This window comes from Kushneria marisflavi (assembly GCF_002157205.1).
In the GTDB taxonomy this organism is placed as follows: domain Bacteria; phylum Pseudomonadota; class Gammaproteobacteria; order Pseudomonadales; family Halomonadaceae; genus Kushneria; species Kushneria marisflavi.
Window position 1 is genome coordinate 1,993,593 of the sequence record NZ_CP021358.1, and the last position, 18,391, is coordinate 2,011,983.

Below are 18,391 nucleotides of genomic sequence, written 5' to 3' on the forward strand. Positions count from 1 at the left end.
CTTTTTTTGAAGGCGCCAACCGTTAGTCCGGCGCCGACAGTCGATAGCCGACGCCGGCCTCGGTCTGAATCAGGCGGGGCTGCTCGGGGTCATCCCCCAGCTTCTGGCGCAGCCGGCTGATCACGATGCGCAGATAGTGCGTATCACGCTCGTGCACCGGCCCCCAGATCTCGCGCAGCAGCTGGGTCTGGGTGATCACCCGTCCCGGGTGTTCGGCCAGCCGTGTCAGCACCGAAAACTCCCGCGGGGTCAGCCGAACCGGCTCATCGTTCAGGGTAATGCGCCGCGTCTCCAGATCGACGGACAGCCCACCGATGCTGAGCGGACGAGCAGGGCCAGACGCTACGGTGGCCCCCCTTGAACGCAGCGCCGCACGCACGCGCGCGAGAAACTCCTGAATGCCGAAGGGCTTGGTCACATAGTCACTGGCACCGGCATCCAGACAGGCGACCTTTTCACGCTCCGAGGCGCGTACCGATACCACCATGACCGGCACGCCACTTTGCGAGCGAATCGCCTGAAGCACCTCAAACCCGTCGATGTCCGGCAGGCCGAGATCCAGCAGAACCAGATCCGGCTGATCGCCGATGGCGCGCACCAGCCCCTCACCCCCGGTCGCCGCCTCGATCACGTCATGGCCCTGAGAAGCCAGACTGATGCGCAGAAAGCGGCGAATCTGGAACTCGTCATCAACGATCAGAATGCAGGGGCGCTCAGCGCTCATGGGCTTGTCTCTGGTCAGTGAAGGATCGCGGATCAATGGAGACATCGTCTGGGCCGGGGGTGGCGTGATCATGCCTGTCCACCAGCGGCAGATGGATCACGATGCAGGTGCCGCGGCCGTCAGGGTTCGCCTCGGCGTTGATACTGCCACCATGGGCGCCGACCATGCCGCGGCAAATGGCCAGTCCCAGACCGCTGCCGTGGCGGCCGCGATCACCCTCGCCGCCGGTAAAGAACATGTCAAAGACCTGCTCGCGCAGCGCTTCGGGAATCCCGGGGCCATCATCGCTGATCCGGATCACCAGCGCATCGCCCTGATATACGGCGCGGATGACAATCCGCCCATCGGTCGGCGAAAAGCGGATGGCATTTTCGATCACGTTGACCAGCGCCTGCTCCAGAAGCGCCGGGTGGACATAGAGCAGCGGCAGATCCTCCGGCCAGTCCCGCACCAGTGTCAGATCGTTCAACGCGGTGCTCAGTCGCGCCAGGGCGGCATTGACCAGGTCCGCCAGCGTCACCCAGTCCCGCTCGATTTTAAGCGTGCCGTGGCCCAGACGCGTCATGTCCAGCAGGTTCTGGATGTAGCGATCCAGCCGTTCGCTTTCGCTGAGCACCCCATCCAGCAGCTCCTGTTTGTCCCGGACCGAGAGCTGATCGTCCAGTGAGCGCAGCGCGCCGGCCGCACCGATGATCGAGGCCAGCGGCGTGCGCAGATCATGAGAGACCGAGGAGAGCAGCGCCGAGCGCAGGCGCTCGTTCTCCTCCGCCAGCCGGGCGGCGCCCAGATCGCTGACCAGCCGGGTCCGCGCCAGCGCCATGCCCAGCTGACTGACCAGGGTGTCGATCAGCACCTCCTGATCATACGGCGGCGGCGCACGCTGATCCCCCAGCGCCAGCCCGACCACCCCCAGAATGCGCGACTTCTCGATAAGTGCAATAAAGCGCCAGCGCTGGCCGGAAAGCGTCTGGGAACCGTGACCGCTGGGACGCTGATGATGCCAGGTCCAGTCGGCGGCCTGGCGGGCCACGCTGTCCAGCACCACTCCGCTCGGGTGGGCGGCCAGCACCTGCAGGGTCTCATCACCGGCATCCCGCGCCAGATAGACGGTCGGCACCTCGAGCCAGTCAGCCAGCGCGGTCACGCCGGTGGCGCGCACGCTGTCCTGATCGGGCGCGGCGGCCAACGCGCGGGAAAACTGCAACAGCCGCCGGGTCTGATCCCGGCTGGCCCGCAGGGCGATCAGCTGTCGCCGGGCACGCCCTGCCAGCTGACCGCCGATCATCGCCACCACGAAAAAGAAAAAGACCGTCAAGAGCTGATCGCGCTGGATCATGGCCAGGCTCAGCCGCGGCTCGGTAAAAAAGAAGTTGTAGAGCAGCGTCCCCAGCACGGCACTGAACATGGCCGCCCGGGTGCCGCTGACGGTCGCCGTCACCAGCACGCCGGTGAGAAAGACCAGCGACAGATTGGCCAGCGCCAGCACCTGATCCATCAACAGCGACAGCCCCAGGCTTGCCCCGATGATGAGGATCGGGTGCAGCCATTCCTGACGCTGCAGGGGCGACAGGGGGCGTTTGAATCGAGGCGGACGTGTGGTGCGTTGATCATCGCCCACGATCAACAGATCAAACGCGCGCGCCTCCCGCAGCAGCCGCCGGCCCAGCGAGCGATGCCAGAACCGCCAGCCACGCGGCCGCCCCCGGCCGATCATCAGCGTGGTCATGTTGTGGTGGCGGGCATAGTCCAAAAGCTCCGCCACGCGGTGCTGGCCCGGCAGCACCACCACCTCGCCCCCCAGCCGCTCGATCAGCTGCGCGCTGCGCTCAAGCTCCAGGCGCACCAGCGGTGAGGCCCGCCCGGTATCGATGTGTACGGCGCGCCAGCGCACGCCGCGGTGCTCGGCCATGCGATGCGCCGCCCGCACCAGGGTGGCATCCTCGGCCCGCCCCGAGAGCGCGACCAGAATCCGGGGCCGCACCGGCCAGGGGCCGGCGACACCCCGCGCGCCCATGACATTGCGCACATCCCCATCGATGCGCTCGGCCATGGTCTGCAGGGCCAGCTCGCGCAGCGCCGTCAGGTTGGTGACGCTGAAAAACCCTTCCAGCGCCGCACGGGCCTGCTCGGGCACGTAGACCCGGCCCTGCCTGAGCCGCTGAATCAGCTCATCGGGCGTCAGATCGATCAGGGAGATGTCGCGCGCCCGCTGGATCAGCGCGTCCGGCACGGTCTCGCGCATGCGAATGCCGGTAATGCGGGCCACGGCGTCGTTGAGACTTTCAATGTGCTGCACGTTCAGGGTGGTCCAGACATCGATGCCGGCGTCCAGCAGCTCCTCGATATCCTGATAGCGCCGGGCATGACGCCCGCCCGGAATATTGCGATGGGCCAGTTCATCGACCAGCACCACGGCCGGCGCGCGGGCCAGCGCCGCATCAAGGTCAAATTCGCGAAAATGCTGGCCGTGATGCGTCCGCGTGGTCAGCGCCAGCCGCTCGAGGCCGTCACACAGCCGCTCGGTCTCCTCGCGGCCATGGGATTCGATGACCCCGAGTACGATGTCCTCACCCTCGGCCAGGCGTTCACCGGCCGTGCGCAGCATGGCAAAGGTCTTGCCCACGCCAGGCGCCGCCCCCAGAAAGATTCGAAGGCCACCGCGCGCCTCGCGACGCGCGGTGGTCAACAGCGCATCCGGGTCGGGACGCGTTGACGTCTCATCAATGGTACTGGTCATCGCACATCCTGTGTCACCCCGGCAGACGGCATGGCCGCCAGTGCCAGATTCAAACGCAGCACGTTAACGGCCGGCTCGCCCAAAAGGCCCCTGTATTCGGTTGCCGCCTCGACAGCCTGTTTCACCGTCTCGGGCGTCAGCCCCCGGGCCTGACTGACCCGCGCCACCTGAACGAGCGCCGCCTTTGGCGAAATGTGTGGATCGATCCCCGAACCCGACGCGGCCAGCAGATCCACCGGAATCTCGCCGATCACCAGTCCATCCCGCGCCGCGAGCCGGTCGGCCTCCTGCGCTGCCCGCTCGCGCAGGGCGCCATTGCCGGCGGCCAGGTTGGAGCCGCCCACACTCATGGGGTCATTGGCGACCGCCGAGGGCCGGCCGTGAAAGTATTGTGCGCCTTCAAACGACTGACCCACCAGCGCCGACCCCACCGCCTGTCCCCGGGCATCATGCAGCACGCTGCCCTCGGCCTGAAAGGGGAACAGCGCACCGCCCAGCGTGGTGGTCACGAAGGGATATAAAAGCCCCAGCAGCGCGGCCAGCACGACCATCAGGCGCAGCGAAGAGAGCAGAACCGGGCGAATCATCCATGCATCGTTCATGACAAAAGCTCCTAAAGCAGACCGGCAAGCAGCACATCGAGCAGCTTGATGGCAGGGAAGGGCAGCAGCAGGCCACCCAGGCCGTAGACCAGCAGATTGCGCCGCAGCAGTGCAGTGGCCGAGTCGGCCCTGAAGCGCACTCCGCGCAGCGCAAACGGAATCAGGGCGGGAATGATCAGGGCATTGAAGATCACCGCCGCCAGCACCGCCGATTCCGGTGAATGCAGCCCGAGCACGTTCAATGCCCCAAGCGCCGGCACGCTGGCCACGAAAATGGCCGGCAGGATGGCGAAATACTTCGCCACATCGTTTGCCAGCGAAAAGGTGGTCAGCGCGCCGCGGGTGATCAGCAGCTGCTTGCCGATCTCGACGGCCTGCAGCAGCTTGCCGGGGTCGGAGTCGAGATCGACCATGTTGCCCGCCTCGCGTGCGGCCTGGGTGCCGGAGTTCATCGCCAGCCCCAGATCGGCCTGCGCCAGCGCCGGAGCATCGTTGGTGCCATCGCCCATCATCGCCACCAGCCGCCCGGTGGCCTGCTCCTCGCGGATGATGGCGAGCTTGCGCTCGGGGGTGGCCTCGGCCACGTAGTCATCCACCCCGGCCTCGGCGGCAATCGCGGCCGCGGTCACCGGGTTGTCGCCGGTGATCATCACCGTTTTCACGCCCATCTCGCGCAGCTGCGCAAACCGCTCGGCCATGCCGGACTTGATCACATCCGACAGCGCAATCACCCCCAGCAGGCGCCCACCGTCGGCCACCGCCAGCGGTGTGGCGCCGCGGGCGGCGATGCGGGAGACCAGCGCCGTCCAGCCGGCGGGCACGCTGCCGCCGTGATCCTTTACAAACTCGGCAATCGCATTGGGCGCGCCCTTGCGCAGCCGGGTGCCATCGGCAAGGTCTACCCCGGACAGTCGCGTGGCGGCCGAGAAGGGGATAAACGTGGCGCCGGCCTGATCGGGCTGCTGATCCAGGCGCTGATCAAACCCCTGGTCACGCGCCAGCGTCACGATCGAGCGGCCTTCCGGCGTGGGGTCCTCCAGCGAGCAGCGACAGGCCACCTCGCGCAGACGCTCGACATTCACGCGCTCGCAGGGCGCAAACTCGGTCGCCCGGCGATCCCCCAGCGTAATGGTGCCGGTCTTGTCGAGCAGCAGGGTATCGATGCTGCCGGCAATCTCCACCGCCTTGCCGGACTTCGCCACCAGGTTGGCGCGCATCGCCCGGGACATGCCGGCAATGCCGATGGCCGGCAGCAGCCCGCCAATGGTGGTCGGGATCAGACAGACCAGCAGGGCTACCAGCATCACCGGCGAGGTGGTGATGCCGACAAACGTCGCCATCGGCGAGAGGGTCACCACCACGATCAGAAACACCAGCGTCAGGGTGGTGATCAGCACCGACAGCGCCAGCTCGCTGGCCGTTTTCTGCCGGCTGGCGCCTTCGACCAGCGCAATCATGCGATCGAGCAGCGACTCGCCCGGATCCACGCTGACCTCGATGATCAGCTCGTCCGAGAGCAGCCGGGTGCCGGCGCTGACGCCGCTGTTGTCGGTGCCCGCCTCACGCAGCACGGGGGCCGACTCCCCGGTCACCGCCGACTCGTTGATCGAGCCCGCGCCCTTGATGATTTCACCGTCGGCCGGAATCATTTCATCGGCGATCACCCGCACCCGATCGCCGCGGCGCAGGGTGTCGGCGCTGACCGTCACCTCACTGCCGTCATGCTCCAGCCGCCGCGCGCTGAGCTGGCTGCGGGTGGCGCGCAGGCTGCCCGCCTGGGCCTTGCCGCGGGACTCCGCCAGCGCCTCGGCAGCGTTGGCAAACAGCACCGTGGCCAGCAGCACCAGGGTCACGCTCAGCGCAAAGCCAAAGGGCGCTCCCTCATGCACCGCCAGCGCGGTATAGAGCGCGCAGACCAGCGTGCCCACGGCCACCACCGCCATCACCGGGTTGCGCGCCATCGAACGTGGGCTCAGCCGCTTGAGCGATTCCAGCAGCAGGGTCGCCATATGGGGGCGGTGCGTGCCCGGCGCGTTCGCATCAGAGACATCCGCTGCGGTCTGCTCACCATGGATCGATTGAGACATGTGACTGCTCCTTAGTAACCCAGTGTCAGCTGTTCAGCGATCGGGCCGAGCACCAGCACCGGCAGAAAGCCCAGCAGATTGATGATCACGATGACGCCCGCGGTCAGCCCCACGAAGGCGCCGCTGTCCATGGAAAGCGTGCCGCGCCCGGCCGGCGCCATGCGCTTGCCGGCAAGCCACGCAGCGACCGCCAGCGGCACCAGCATCGGTACAAAGCGCCCGATCAGAAGGGCCACCACGCAGGTCAGGTTCCACCAGGGCGTGCCATCGCCGAGCCCCTCAAAACCCGAGCCGTTGTTGGCAAAGGCGGAGGTGTACTCGTAAAGCACCTGGGAGAGCCCGTGGAAGGACGGGTTGGAAGTGCCGGCCAGCCCGGGCACGGCCACCGTCAGCGCCGTCAGCCCTAAAATCACCAGCGGCTGGGCCAGAATGGCCAGCGAGATCCAGCGCATCTCGCGGGTCTCCAGCGCCCGGCCCATCAGCTCCGGCGCCCGGCCGATCATCAGCGAGCCGATAAAGGCCGCCAGCATCAGATAGAGCAGATAGCCGATCAGCCCCACGCCGATGCCGCCGAAGGTGACGTTGATGAACATGTCCATCAGCGTGACCATCCCGCCCATCGGGTTGAGGCTGTCGTGCATGGCGTTGACCGAACCGTTGGAGGTCTGGGTGGTCCAGCTTGCCCACAGCGCCGACATCTCGGGGCCAAAGCGCAGCTCCTTGCCCTCCAGGTTGGCGCTGCCCACCGCAGCCAGCCCTTCAAACGCCGCGTTGGGCAGACGCTCCGAGGCGATCAGCACCGAGGTCGAGATCAGCGAGAAGGCCAGCATGACCCCACCGATGCCCATCATCAGACGCCGCCGCCGCCCGGTGAACACCGCCATGGCCACCAGCAGCGCCACCGGAATCAGCAGCAGCGAGACGGTTTCGATGATGTTGGACAGGGGCGTGGGGTTTTCCAGCGGTACGGTCGAATTGGGGCCATACCAGCCGCCGCCGTTGGTGCCCAGCTGCTTGATCGCCACCATTGAGGCGACCGGGCCAACCGGGATCTGCTGGGTGGTGGCCACCGATTGCTCCAGCGGCTGCACGGTCTGCGCGCCCTGATACGTACTCGGCACACCCTGCCAGGTCAGCAACAGCGCCACCACCACGGCCAGCGGCAGCAGGATACGCACCAGCGTGCGGACCAGATCGCGGTAGTAGTTGCCCACCCCGACATCCTGACCCACCGCCTCCGCGACAGGCGCCGCCCTTTTCTTCAACAGCACCCGCGCGATCGCCAGCAGCACCGCCAGGCCCGTGGCCGGGGTGATGAACTGCAGCGTCACGATGGCCAACGTCTGGCTCAGGTAGGAGAGCTGCGCCTGGCCCGAGTAGTGCTGCTGATTGGTATTGGTGGCAAACGACACCGCCGTATGCAGCGCCGTATCCCAGGACATGCCGGCAATACCGTCAGGATTGAGCGGCAGCACCCCCTGGGCCATGAACACGCCCCAGGCCAGTATGATCAGCAACAGATGCAGCATCACCACGGCGAGTGCGTAGGCCGGCCAGCGCATCGAGCGCGTGGCATCCACGCCCGCCAGGCGGTAGATCATCGACTCAACGGGCCGAAAGAATCGGTCGATCCGGCTTTCGCGTTCATCATCCAGCGCCCGGGCCATGTAGATGCCGAGCGGAAAGGCCAGCCCGAGGACCAGCGCATAGCAGAGTATGACCTCGTTCATGGAAGCTCCTTAAAAGCGCTCGGGCCAGAGAAGGGCCACCAACAGGTAGAAACCGACACACAACGACAGCACCAGCAGAACCATCTGCATCGCCTTGACTCCTTGAAGGACAGGCTCAGCGTGCGGTCAGGGGGCGTAAAATATCGAGATCGATTTCAGGGCTGGCGCGTAAAAAGGGCGTAAAAATGGGGGGGAAGAGAGGGGAGAAGCGTTCAGAAGGCAGATGGGAATAATCTGATGTGGGACATGTTTGGGTGAGTTGAAAGCAGCGGATTCAGCAGCCGGTATCTGCCTGAGCAGTCATTGACTTCAGAACCCGCAATGTTCAATCTCAAAAATGGATTGGGAGTACCCGGTCGGCGTTATAACCTCGGTGAGTTGCACCGGGGTTTTTCGCTATTTGGAGGATGGAAGAGTGATCACGGCAAAGCTTTGACTCCTCCTCTTAGTCCTCCCTTACCTTTCGCTGCCCACCCTGACAATCAAGTTCATTCTGATCGATATCAATCAGCTTCTACACCAGAGTAGAGGCCAGACAACACGTTAATGAAGCGCTCTTTGCCCGTGCCATGTTTTGTGGGTCTATACCACCAGGCGCAAGCCGGGTGAGGCACTCCTTCTGACTCAATGTCGAGATGTTTAGCCAAGTACCTTTTCGCTTTCGTGGAGACGAAAATCACGCATTCCGGCTCAATAATATCGATCACACCATTGATGGTCTGCGTGGCGACTTCTATATCCTCTCCTTGAACCTCAAGACTCTCTCCGGTTACCGCTGGCCGCTGAAAACCGTTCATGAATGCGACATATCTGAACAGATTACCGTCTCCTGAATATCCCGCCTCACTCAATGCCCGATTCAAACGCCGGTAGATTTCATGGCCCTTCGCAGTCCATTTACCGTCTTTTTTATCGATAATTTTGCGAGTGTGTATCCAGCAAGGCTTGTCAGTGTCGTCAAGATCCTTCTCGGAGCCGTCATACCAGCGCTGGGCATTTAGATGAAGAGAGCTTTCGAGCGGCAGGTAATGGCTTTCCGCGACCAATAGAATTTTCGGCCCATGCTGGCCATAACCGCGACCTACGAAAGGGCGCATGAGGGGGTAAGCGCTGTAATGAGGTAACTGATTGAACGCGTTATCGAACACTTGAAGATGGTGATGATATTCGGACATGGACATTTGGCCTGCACCTAATTAATCGCCTAGCGGAGTCAAAGCAATTCGCTGAGCTTTCTAGGGATGAAGACAAATTAACGCCCATAACCGGTTATTCTTTATAGCGTTGCCAGCCGTGCATCTTGAAGTGCTTTCAATGTCTTGCCACTGGCATCCTTCCAGGCTGTCCGTCCGTTTGATGCCCCTCCCACCAATACGCCGGCAGCGGTCGAGGGTGAGGAAAATCGGAAATCCTGCGTGAATACCAGCTGGCCTTCATGCAGCGCCAGTACCCCACGAGCTTTCAGCATCTGACGCTGCTCGCGCATGTATTCGTGAATAGAGGCCGTCTCTTCAGCGCGTGCTAAAGAGCCCTTCAACACTACGAAGCCGCCCGTGATTTCTTTGCCAGTGCCTTTTGCGCCTCGCTCATTAAGATGAAGCGTCAACGGTGGCTCGACCGACTCAACGGACGTGGCATCAGCCTGACTGCTGGCGGACTCAAAAGCATCAATCCCCAACAGCGGAAAGATCACCAGCATCTCGGCCAGAAACCACTCGGCGTCAGCAATGTCGGCTTCATTAAGCGGCGGTGGCGCAGGGTAAGCGGTATTCTCTACCGCCCACTGATTCGCGGCTTTCGCCAGGGCCAGCAGGCGCGCTTCCAGATAGCGTACATTGGCCTTGTTCAAGCCTTCATTGGTGCTGGTAAAGGCGATGGCTCGCGTCCAGAACTCCTTACCCGCTACATGCTGCTTGATACGCTCACCGAGCGCATCGGCCTCTCCTACATAAAGTTTGGCGGCGCCTTCTTCCGTCAGCCCTGTGAGCACATACACTCCCGGCTGGGCCATTTCACTGCGCGTTAGCGCCCGTTCAAACTGAGAGCGATTAGCCACCACCGCACGGCCGGTCCAATTGGACTTCTCCACGATTCGTAGCCCCTCCGGAGTGCCGTCGGCAAGGAAGATGCGGATGGAGGTCGGGCGGGCCTGTGGTACCGTCATGCGGTCTCCAAAACGTTAATAGCTATCAGGATGTCCGTCGATTTGATAGCAAATAGATAGAATACTGGTATGCGCCAGAATCGCTAACCTCAGCAGCCATCCGAGCCAACGCCGCTATTTCATTTTTGGGGTCAAATTAAAATAAGGCGACGCGTTATTTTAACTTCCTGCTGAAACCGCCTCAGCGCTTTTCCCCTTCGCCTCTATCACCCTGGGCTTCATCATCTCCGCCACGGCCTGAAACACCGGCACGACCACCGAGTTGCCGAACTGGCGATAGGCCTGGGTGTCGGAGACCGGAATCACGAAGCGCCGCTCGCCGGGGGCATCAAAGCCCATCAGACGTGCGCATTCCTGCGGTGTCAGGCGCCGCGGGCGATTGGTCAGGTTGTCAGGAGCATCAAAGGCCAGCGCCTCGTTGAAACCGCGGTCGACGAGAATCTCCGAGCCGTCCTTGTGATAGCGCGCGGACAGCGTGCGGGCGGTGTCCTCGGCCCGGGTCAGACCAAAGCCGAAGCCGTTGCCTTTTTCCTTGTGCTTGCGGGCGTACTGGTAGAGGTAGTTCCAAAGCTTGGGTGTAAGTACGTACTTTGCATCGACCTCCTTATCCAGCAGCTCGCCGAAGGTGGGCTTTTGGGCGGGGAAGTGCGCGTCTATATCGCGCAGGGTGAAGCCCTCATGCACGTTTAAATCGCGGCGGAAGCCGACCAGTACGATGCGCTCGCGATGCTGGGGCACGAAGTGGCGAGCGTCGATCACCTTGGGGTCTCGGCCCTTCGGGGCGTCTGCGTCGGCGACGTCATAGCCCAGCTCATCGAGTGCTTCGCAAATCACGCGAAAGGTCTTGCCCTGGTCGTGGCTCTTGAGGTTCTTGACGTTTTCCAGCACGAACGCCGCAGGTCTTCGCGCGGCAATGATGCGCGCCACGTCGAAAAAGAGCGTGCCTTGGGCGTCGCACTCGAAGCCGTGCTTGCGCCCCAGCGCGTTTTTCTTGGAGACGCCGGCCAGCGAGAAGGGCTGACACGGAAAGCCCGCCAGCAGCACGTCGTGCTCGGGGATCTGCTTACGGATGTGGGCGTAGGCCGTCTCTTCATCGACGTCGTCGCGGGCGGAGAGCGTCACATCGCGGATGTCTTCGTTGAAGCGGTGGGTCTGCGGGTCGCAGTAGTGGTTCGCCTTGTAGGTGCGTACCGCGTACTTGTTCCACTCGGAAGTGAACACACACTCACCGCCGACGGCCTCGAACCCCTGACGAATACCGCCGATGCCGGCGAACAGATCAATGAAGGTGAATGCCGCCTGATGCTGATGAGACGGCGGTGCCGGCAGCAGGGTGATCAGCACCCGTCGCTCGGCGTCACTGAGAGGGGATGGCTCGGCCGCCTTGAGATGGCGCGTCAGCGCCTCGCGCGACCAGTGAGCGCTCACCCCGGAGAGCTTTTCGGCTACCGCGCCACGATCAAAGATCTCCAGTACCCGAGCCAGCAGCGCCGCATCGTCCAGCACGTCATAGGGGCAGGCCCCCACGGGGGCACGTTCGGTCTCGAGCTCCGGGGGCAGCAGGTCCGGTGAAAACGGTTCTGATGAAGACAGCGTCATGGGCACTCGCGGGTCAGTCTGATCAGGCAGGGTGGCAGGCCATTGTAGGGGGAAGCGATGGCTAGTCTCCAGGGCCTCGGCGGTGTTTTCTCAGGCATTCATCGGTAAGGCGCGGCAGCGGCTGTCGCAGGGCGCCGGCCAACAGGTTGCGGGCCAGGGTTTCGGCTGAATCGGCCAGCGTGCCCAGCACCACGAACCGCGCAGCGGCGATGGCCTTGTGGGCCTGAGCCCGGCGTCCGTAAAGCGACTCCGACCTGCCACTGGCGCCGTCTGCCTCGCGACTCAGGCGCTTGAGGCCATCACGGTCCAGATAGTGACCGATCAGCAGCACGCGGTCCTGATGGGCATGGTCCTGGGTGAGATACCCCGGCCCGGTCTCCCGATCCCACCAGGGCTTGACCAGAATGACGTGGAAGGTGTCGATGCCGCTCTCGGCCAGGGCCTGCATGGTCATCACCTGCCCCTTGTTAATGCCAAAACACAGCCCGCCCCGGCCCTGATACGGGTACTTGTGCTTGATCTCGAGCTGTATCTGCTGCCCGTTGGGCAGTTGCAGGATCGTGTCGATATCCCACAGCCAGTCAAGAAAGGGGGCCAGCGCGCAGTTCTTGTAGAGCCGGTGGAGCACGATGTCGTGAAACATGTCGATGCCGACCCGGCACTCGGTCATGCGCCAGAAGGCCCGGGTGGTGCGCAGGGTTTCGCACACGTCCGGGTCGGGACGGCGAAACTCGAGTTCGCGTTTTTGACAGAGCTGCCCCAGAAAGGCCTGTAACGCGACGCCGTTATATCCGCCATAGCCGTCAATCAGAAAGTCTTGTAATGCCCGGTCGTAGCGACAGCGCACCACGGCGCGCGGATGACGGCCCGACAGCGCATCGAACACCGCATCGATCTCTCCTGCCGGCTGATGCGCCCAGAGCCACCAGGCGATCTGTCTGCCGCGACGGCCGGCCCGTACCAGTGACAGGGGCAGGATCATCGTCCCGTGAGCCTCAAGCCTTGCAAGAATGCCCTCGACCAGCGCCTCCACCACCAGCCCTTCCAGCAGGCGGTGCTTGTCCATCGACAGCAGCCTCATCTGCGTGTTCGGACAGTCGATGTCGATCTCGTTGAGCCGTCCCAGCGGCGTCAGCAGTGCCATGTCGATGCGCCTTATACATTATTCCTAATGTATTGACGGCAGATATCGCGCTCACTGTAATCACCCGCTCTGCTCGGCGTCCTCCCGCTTGGCGCTCTTGTGGCGCTCCTCGTTCAGGCCCAGCTTCCAGTAGCTCGACACATAGAGATCGCCCTTGGCCACCTCGCGCTCGGCCTTGAAGTAGTGGCGCAGCTTGCGCATGGCAGAGAACTCGCACGCCGCCCACACCGCCGGGCGGCCATCTTCCCAGTCGATCGCCCGCACCGTGTCAGGCAGTACGTCGCTGTCGTCACCCGGATGTTCATTGATCACCCAGTGCAGTTCGATACCCTCGGGCGCGGCAAGCGGCTGAATGTCGGCCTCGCTCAAAACCTCGATCACCGCGTGGCCGCGGGCGTGTGCGGGCAGGTGTTCCAGGTTGTCGCTGATGGCCGGCAGGGCGGTCATGTCACCGGCCAGCAGGAACCAGTCGGCGCTGGCATCGACGCGCTTGCGCGGACCGGGGCCGCCAATCTCGATGATGTCACCGGGGGCAGCGCGCTCAGCCCACTGCGCCGCCGGGCCGCCGTCCTCGTGGAGCACAACATCCACATCGATGGCATCGATTCGCTGGGCGCGCACGGTGTAGGTGCGCATGAAGGGCGTGCCGTCATCGCGGGTGAACATCAGCTTGATGTAGGTGCCGGCCTGGTCGTCGGGAAAGGTCGCCATGCCCTCACCGCCCAGCGTCACGCGCAGCATGTGCGGGGTGATGAGGGTCTTGTCGAGTACGGTAAAACGGCGGGGGGCGGGGCGGCTCATGGGGTCTCCTGTTCGCGATCGAGCTGTTCGGTCATGGCGTTGACGGTGTCGATGAAGGCATCGGCCTGATCAGCGCTCAAGGCGGCCACCATCTGCGCATCGCACGCTTTTTCAATGGTTTTAATCCGCTCGCGCAGCGCCCGGCCGTTCGCGCTCAAGGCAAGATGCGCAGCACGGCTATCGGTGGGGTGCGGGTGGCGCTCGATCAGGCCCTCGCGCTCAAGCTCGCGGGTGACCCGGGTGATCAGGCCCTTGTCCTGCAACAGCGCTGCGGCGATTTCGCGGGCCATCACGCCCTCATGGCGGCCGATCTCGCCAAGCACGCGCAGATGCGACAGCGGCAGGGTAATGCCGGCCGCCATGTAGCGCTCGCGCAGGACACGTTTGTAGGCGTGCAAAAGCCCGAAGAGGGCGTTGCCGGCAGAAGACATGACGTCACGACCTGAAATGAAAATGATTCTCGATACGATCCACCATATGGTTGATATTGTCAACCATATAGTCAGGCATAACGCAGAACGCCCACGCCTGATCGGGCCGGGCGTTCTGAATGAGACGGCAGAATTCGCTACCGGCTACAGCACCATCGCGGCCACCCAGGCCAACAGCAGCATGCCGAGATTGGCGTGCAGAAAGGTCGGGATCACGCTGTCTCTGATGTGATCATGCTGGCCGTCGGCGTTGAGTCCGGCAGTGGCGCCGAGCGTAATGGTGGAGGCCGGTGAACCGGCATCGCCAAGCGCGGCCGAGGCGCCCAGCAGGGCCACGGTGGCCAGCGGCGAAAACCCCAGCGCCAGCGAGAGCGGAATGTAGATCGGTGCCAGAATTGGCACGCTGGCAAAGGAATCTCCGAAGCCGATGGTGATGAAAAGCCCCACCATCAGCATGATCGCCGCCCCGAGCGCCCGGTTGTCGCCAATCATGTCAGCAGCAGCACTGACCAGCGGGGCGATCTCGCCCGTGGCGCTCAGTACGCCGGCAAAGCCCGAGGCCACGGTAATGATGACCGCGATCTGCGCCATCATGCGAAGCCCCTGGGTGAAGACGTCATCCTGCTCGCGCCAGCGGAAAATGCCGGTCACGCTGATGATCATGAAGCCGATCAGGGCGCCCAGCAGCAGCGAATCAAAGGCAATCTGACACCACAGTGCCACGGCCAGCGCGATCATCGTCATCACCAGCTGCCCGATGTTGAGCGTCACCGGGGCCTGCGCTGGTGACTGGGGTGTCGCGGCGCTGGAGGCCTGCAGGACGGGCGTGTCAGACGTTGAAGATACATAGTCGCGCGGGCGGCGATAGGTGACCAGCACCGCCACCAGCATGCCGGCAAGAATGCCCATGACGGGCAGGAACATCGCCCTTGGCGCCATGGCCGCCGTGGCAGTCAAACCCAGCGGTTCACCCACCTGGTTGACGTTGGCCAGCAGGATCTCGTTGAGATAGATCGCGCCAAAGCCGGTGGGCAGCAGCAGGTAGGTCGCACTCATGGCGCAGGCCAGCAGGCAGGCGATGGCGCGCCGGTCCAGCCGCAGCCGGTTCATGAGGCCCAAAAGCGGCGGAATCAGAATCGGGATGAAGGCGATGTGCACCGGCACCAGATTCTGCGACAGCAGCGAGGCAATGATCAGGATCCCAAACAGCAGCGCCCTGATGCGGCGATCCGTGCTCTTCGTGTTGCTGTCCAGTGCGGTGGAAAGCCTCGAAGCCAGCAGTTCCAGCAGGCCGCTGCGCCCCAGCGCCACCGCCAGGGCACCGATCATGACGTAGGTCAGCCCGACCTGCGCGCCCACCAGCAGATTGTCATTGAATGCCGCCAGTGAAGCCTCCACCGACAGCCCCGCATGAAGCCCGCCGAGCAGCGCCGCCGCAATCAGGGCAATGGCCACCGGAATCTGCAAAAGACACAACGTCACCATCAACACGATCGTGAGCACCACGGCATTGATGTGATAGCCCACGGCCTGCGCGACCAGGTAGAGCACGGCCAGAAGGGCCAGCACCGGCAACACGCGACGGCGGGCGAAGCGGTCCCGACCAGAGGACGCGTCGAGAGAAAGGGTTGGGGACATGATCCTGCCTTGTGAACGGTTATTGTTGTCCGCCCGATCGGGCGTGGCGCGATCATATCAATGCAGGCGTGATGACGCTGCGTTCTTCGCCCCTGTCAGCGGTTCAACAGCCGCTCACCAAGCGCGCTCAGAAAGGCCTCGGCCACGTCGTGTTCGTAGCGGTAATAGGTCCACTGGCCCATGCGCTGTGACGAGACAAGGCCGGCGCGTGACAGGGTCGACAGGTATAGCGAGGTGGTCGGCTGGGAAAGTCCGGTCTTCTCGCGAATATGGCTGACACAGATGCCCCCGGGCGGGGCCATCTCTTTCTGAGGCGGGAAATGGCGTTCCGGCTCCTTGAGCCAGCACACAATGTCCAGACGCACCGGGTTGGCCAGTGCGCTTAAAACCGTATTGATATCCATGATCAGAGCCAGGCGTTGGAGGCCGGATCAGTATACGCGCTCACGGCCGGACTGCCGAGGCAGCCCGGCCGGTGCGACTCAGCGAACCAGAGTATCCAGTGCGCTGGTATCGAAGTCGTGTAGCTCATCGAGGCGGCCGTCACGGACCTTGTTCGCCCACTGCGGGTCGGACAGCAGGGCCCGGCCGATGGCGATCAGATCGAAATCATTGCGGGCGCGCCACATGGCCAGCTCCTCGACGTTGACCCGGCTTTTGGAGGTCGGGTCTTCCTCACGGGTGAAGTGCCCGGTGCGGAAGGTCTTGTCCAGACCCACACTGCCCACGGCAATGACCGGGCAGCCGGTCAGCTCACGCGTCCAGGTCGCCAGCGTTTTGGTGCTGCCTTCAAAGCCCGGCTCCCATACGCGGCGCGTGCTGGCATGGAAGATGTCCACGCCGTCCTCGGCCAGCGGCTTGAGCAGCTCGCCCAGGGCCTCGGGGGTCTCGGCGATGATTGCCTCGTAGTCAGACAGCTTCCACTGCGAGAAGCGGAAGATGATCGGGAAGTCCGGGCCGACCGCGTCACGCACGGCGCGCACGATCAAGCGCGCAAAACGCAGCCGGTTCTCGACGCTGCCGCCGTACTCGTCAGTACGCTGATTGCTCTCGGGCCAGAAGAACTGGTCGATCAGGTAGCCGTGGGCGCCGTGCAGCTCGATACCGTCAAAGCCGATCGCTTTGGCATCGCGCGCCGCGCGGGCAAAGGAGGCCACCACGTCCTGGATGTCCTGCTCGGTCATCGCCTTGACGACTTCCACGCCGTCTTCAACGATCGACATCGGACCAAAGCCCGGCACGCTGGCGTCCGGCTCAACCCCCGGACGACGCTCGCGGCCCACGTGCCACAGCTGCGGCACGATCTTGCCGCCGGCAGCGTGAACGCCCTCGACGACCTTCTGCCAGCCGGCCAGCGCTGCTTCACCGTGAAACGCCGGCACATTCGGGTAGCCGTTGGCACCGGGATGATCGATATATGTGCCTTCGGTGATGATCAGGCCCACGCCGCCTTCGGCGCGGCTCTTGTAGTAGGCCGCGACGTCATCACCCGGCACGCCGCCCGGCGACTGGTTGCGCGTCATGGGGGCCATGACAATACGGTTGGGAATGGTCACCGGGCCCAGCGAGAGGGGTTCAAACAGCGGAGCGGCCAGCGTTTGTGCAGAGGTCTTCATGTCTTTCACCTACTGATATAGAAATATACCAATATATTTAAACAGAGCGACCATAGCGTGACAATCCCCTGCTCGCCTGCAGGGAGCGACACAGGGTCGCGGGGCATGTGATCGGCATGCTGTCCGCCATTGGTGCTGGTGATCGCCCCGGATGAACGCCATGCTATAAGCAACCCGTGTTACCAACGCGTCTGTCACTGCAACGGTTGAACACCCCACTGTCCCTTTACCAAGGAGCCCCGTCATGACCCTGGATCAGGCTGCCACCAAGACGCTTATCGACATTGTTCGCCACGCCGCGAAAACCGAAATTCTACCGCGCTTTCGCATGCTCGATCCCGACACCATCGACACCAAAAGCGGTCCGGATGATCTGGTCACCATTGCCGACAAGGGGGCCGAGAAGGTGATCACCCAGGGGGTCGCCAGGGCCTTTCCGGAGGCCACCATCGTGGGCGAGGAGGCCGTGGCCGAAGACGCAACGCTTCTGGACACCATTCGCGACGCCGAGATGGCTGTCATCATCGACCCGATCGATGGCACCTGGAACTTTGCCCGCAATCTCAATCAGTTCGGCGTGATCCTGGCCGTGGTCAGCCGCGGCGAGACCGTTTTCGGTCTGCTGTATGATCCACTGGTCGATGACTGGGTCATGGCCCGCAAGGGGGAGGGCGCCTGGTATGGCCGCCCGGACGGCACGCAGCGGCGCCTGCACATGTCCAGCACCTCGAAGCTTTCCAACATGACCGGCTCCACCTCCATTCGCCGCTTCCCGAAGGAGACCCAGTACGATCTGGCCGGACTTTTCCCTGACTTTGACCGCATGATGTCCTTTGGCTGCGCCTGTCACGAATACCGCACCATGGCCTTCGGCTTTGTGGATTTCATGCTCACCGCCAAGCTGATGCCCTGGGATCACGCCGCCGGCATCATGGTCGTTCAGGAAGCCGGCGGTTACGCCGCGCTGCTCGACGGCACACCGTATAACCCCACGATCCATCAGGGCCGCATGATCGCGGCCAACTCGAAGGACAGCTGGGAAGCCCTGCGCGAAAAGTTCGACTTTTTGATCGACTGATCTGCCTCTCCCGCCCGGCGCGCCTCTGGTGACGCGCCGG

At 63.5% G+C, this 18,391-nt stretch carries 16 protein-coding genes; 1 reads left to right on the top strand and 15 read right to left on the bottom strand.

The genetic code is table 11. From position 1 onward, the window contains the following. Positions 1 to 22: 22 nt before the first annotated feature. The 15 genes from B9H00_RS09105 to B9H00_RS09175 all read right to left on the bottom strand — a co-directional run bounded on the left by B9H00_RS09105 (position 23) and on the right by B9H00_RS09175 (position 17,273). Positions 23 to 724, bottom strand: coding sequence for a response regulator (locus tag B9H00_RS09105; protein ID WP_086900378.1), 702 nt, complete (start codon positions 722 to 724; stop codon positions 23 to 25). Continuing rightward, complete coding sequence (locus B9H00_RS09110) at positions 714 to 3,461, bottom strand: sensor histidine kinase (protein WP_086900379.1); 2,748 nt, start codon at positions 3,459 to 3,461, stop codon at positions 714 to 716. Before B9H00_RS09110 ends, B9H00_RS09105 begins: the two co-directional genes overlap by 11 nt. Further along, on the bottom strand, positions 3,458 to 4,063 hold the full coding sequence (gene kdpC, locus B9H00_RS09115) for a potassium-transporting ATPase subunit KdpC (protein WP_211329618.1): 606 nt from the start codon (positions 4,061 to 4,063) through the stop codon (positions 3,458 to 3,460). Before kdpC ends, B9H00_RS09110 begins: the two co-directional genes overlap by 4 nt. Before the next feature lie 11 nt (positions 4,064 to 4,074). After that, entirely contained in the window at positions 4,075 to 6,150 is a 2,076-nt protein-coding gene (gene kdpB, locus B9H00_RS09120) for a potassium-transporting ATPase subunit KdpB (protein WP_169713435.1), read from the bottom strand. An 11-nt stretch (positions 6,151 to 6,161) separates the two neighbouring features. Next, on the bottom strand, positions 6,162 to 7,880 hold the full coding sequence (gene kdpA, locus B9H00_RS09125) for a potassium-transporting ATPase subunit KdpA (RefSeq protein WP_086900381.1): 1,719 nt from the start codon (positions 7,878 to 7,880) through the stop codon (positions 6,162 to 6,164). A gap of 9 nt (positions 7,881 to 7,889) precedes the next feature. Further along, positions 7,890 to 7,970: a K(+)-transporting ATPase subunit F gene (gene kdpF / locus B9H00_RS17215; RefSeq protein WP_086900382.1), complete on the bottom strand. Its 81-nt coding sequence runs from the start codon at positions 7,968 to 7,970 to the stop codon at positions 7,890 to 7,892. 413 nt (positions 7,971 to 8,383) lie between these two features. Continuing rightward, on the bottom strand, positions 8,384 to 9,055 hold the full coding sequence (locus B9H00_RS09135; protein WP_086900383.1) for a hypothetical protein: 672 nt from the start codon (positions 9,053 to 9,055) through the stop codon (positions 8,384 to 8,386). Positions 9,056 to 9,156: 101 nt separating this feature from the next. Continuing rightward, complete coding sequence (locus B9H00_RS09140) at positions 9,157 to 10,044, bottom strand: GIY-YIG nuclease family protein (RefSeq protein ID WP_086900384.1); 888 nt, start codon at positions 10,042 to 10,044, stop codon at positions 9,157 to 9,159. A 159-nt stretch (positions 10,045 to 10,203) separates the two neighbouring features. Beyond that, positions 10,204 to 11,643, bottom strand: a complete 1,440-nt coding sequence (dcm, locus tag B9H00_RS09145) for a DNA (cytosine-5-)-methyltransferase (RefSeq protein ID WP_086900385.1) — start codon at positions 11,641 to 11,643, stop codon at positions 10,204 to 10,206. 61 nt (positions 11,644 to 11,704) lie between these two features. Further along, on the bottom strand, positions 11,705 to 12,787 hold the full coding sequence (locus B9H00_RS09150; protein WP_086900386.1) for a hypothetical protein: 1,083 nt from the start codon (positions 12,785 to 12,787) through the stop codon (positions 11,705 to 11,707). 60 nt (positions 12,788 to 12,847) lie between these two features. Then, the gene (locus B9H00_RS09155; protein WP_086900387.1) at positions 12,848 to 13,588 is read right to left on the bottom strand and encodes a siderophore-interacting protein; all 741 of its coding nucleotides are present in this window, start codon (positions 13,586 to 13,588) and stop codon (positions 12,848 to 12,850) included. Further along, positions 13,585 to 14,019 carry a MarR family winged helix-turn-helix transcriptional regulator gene (locus B9H00_RS09160; protein WP_086900388.1) on the bottom strand — a complete coding sequence of 145 codons (435 nt, stop codon included), beginning with the start codon at positions 14,017 to 14,019 and terminating at the stop codon, positions 13,585 to 13,587. The genes B9H00_RS09155 and B9H00_RS09160 overlap by 4 nt, the downstream gene beginning before the upstream one ends. 144 nt (positions 14,020 to 14,163) lie before the next feature. Beyond that, complete coding sequence (locus B9H00_RS09165) at positions 14,164 to 15,657, bottom strand: Na+/H+ antiporter family protein (protein ID WP_086900389.1); 1,494 nt, start codon at positions 15,655 to 15,657, stop codon at positions 14,164 to 14,166. A 95-nt stretch (positions 15,658 to 15,752) separates the two neighbouring features. Further along, on the bottom strand, positions 15,753 to 16,061 hold the full coding sequence (locus tag B9H00_RS09170) for an ArsR/SmtB family transcription factor (protein WP_211329619.1): 309 nt from the start codon (positions 16,059 to 16,061) through the stop codon (positions 15,753 to 15,755). A 78-nt stretch (positions 16,062 to 16,139) separates the two neighbouring features. Next, positions 16,140 to 17,273 (bottom strand): NADH:flavin oxidoreductase, encoded by a 1,134-nt coding sequence (locus B9H00_RS09175; protein ID WP_086900391.1) that lies wholly within the window; start codon positions 17,271 to 17,273, stop codon positions 16,140 to 16,142. Between the two features lie 244 nt (positions 17,274 to 17,517). On the opposite strand from B9H00_RS09175, the gene B9H00_RS09180 reads away from it, so the two are divergent. After that, positions 17,518 to 18,351, top strand: coding sequence for an inositol monophosphatase family protein (locus B9H00_RS09180; RefSeq protein ID WP_086900392.1), 834 nt, complete (start codon positions 17,518 to 17,520; stop codon positions 18,349 to 18,351). The last annotated feature ends 40 nt before the right edge of the window (positions 18,352 to 18,391 follow it).

Coding starts and splice junctions, on each gene's coding strand:
- B9H00_RS09150 (WP_086900386.1), bottom strand. CDS start 12,787: ATGGCACTGCTGACGCCGCTGGGACGGCTCAACGAGATCGACATCGAC.
- dcm (WP_086900385.1), bottom strand. CDS start 11,643: ATGACGCTGTCTTCATCAGAACCGTTTTCACCGGACCTGCTGCCCCCG.
- B9H00_RS09170 (WP_211329619.1), bottom strand. CDS start 16,061: ATGGATATCAATACGGTTTTAAGCGCACTGGCCAACCCGGTGCGTCTG.
- kdpC (WP_211329618.1), bottom strand. CDS start 4,063: ATGAACGATGCATGGATGATTCGCCCGGTTCTGCTCTCTTCGCTGCGC.
- B9H00_RS09175 (WP_086900391.1), bottom strand. CDS start 17,273: ATGAAGACCTCTGCACAAACGCTGGCCGCTCCGCTGTTTGAACCCCTC.
- B9H00_RS09165 (WP_086900389.1), bottom strand. CDS start 15,657: ATGTCCCCAACCCTTTCTCTCGACGCGTCCTCTGGTCGGGACCGCTTC.
- kdpB (WP_169713435.1), bottom strand. CDS start 6,150: ATGTCTCAATCGATCCATGGTGAGCAGACCGCAGCGGATGTCTCTGAT.
- kdpA (WP_086900381.1), bottom strand. CDS start 7,880: ATGAACGAGGTCATACTCTGCTATGCGCTGGTCCTCGGGCTGGCCTTT.
- B9H00_RS09140 (WP_086900384.1), bottom strand. CDS start 10,044: ATGACGGTACCACAGGCCCGCCCGACCTCCATCCGCATCTTCCTTGCC.
- B9H00_RS09180 (WP_086900392.1), top strand. CDS start 17,518: ATGACCCTGGATCAGGCTGCCACCAAGACGCTTATCGACATTGTTCGC.
- B9H00_RS09105 (WP_086900378.1), bottom strand. CDS start 724: ATGAGCGCTGAGCGCCCCTGCATTCTGATCGTTGATGACGAGTTCCAG.
- B9H00_RS09155 (WP_086900387.1), bottom strand. CDS start 13,588: ATGAGCCGCCCCGCCCCCCGCCGTTTTACCGTACTCGACAAGACCCTC.
- B9H00_RS09110 (WP_086900379.1), bottom strand. CDS start 3,461: ATGACCAGTACCATTGATGAGACGTCAACGCGTCCCGACCCGGATGCG.
- kdpF (WP_086900382.1), bottom strand. CDS start 7,970: ATGCAGATGGTTCTGCTGGTGCTGTCGTTGTGTGTCGGTTTCTACCTG.
- B9H00_RS09135 (WP_086900383.1), bottom strand. CDS start 9,055: ATGTCCGAATATCATCACCATCTTCAAGTGTTCGATAACGCGTTCAAT.
- B9H00_RS09160 (WP_086900388.1), bottom strand. CDS start 14,019: ATGTCTTCTGCCGGCAACGCCCTCTTCGGGCTTTTGCACGCCTACAAA.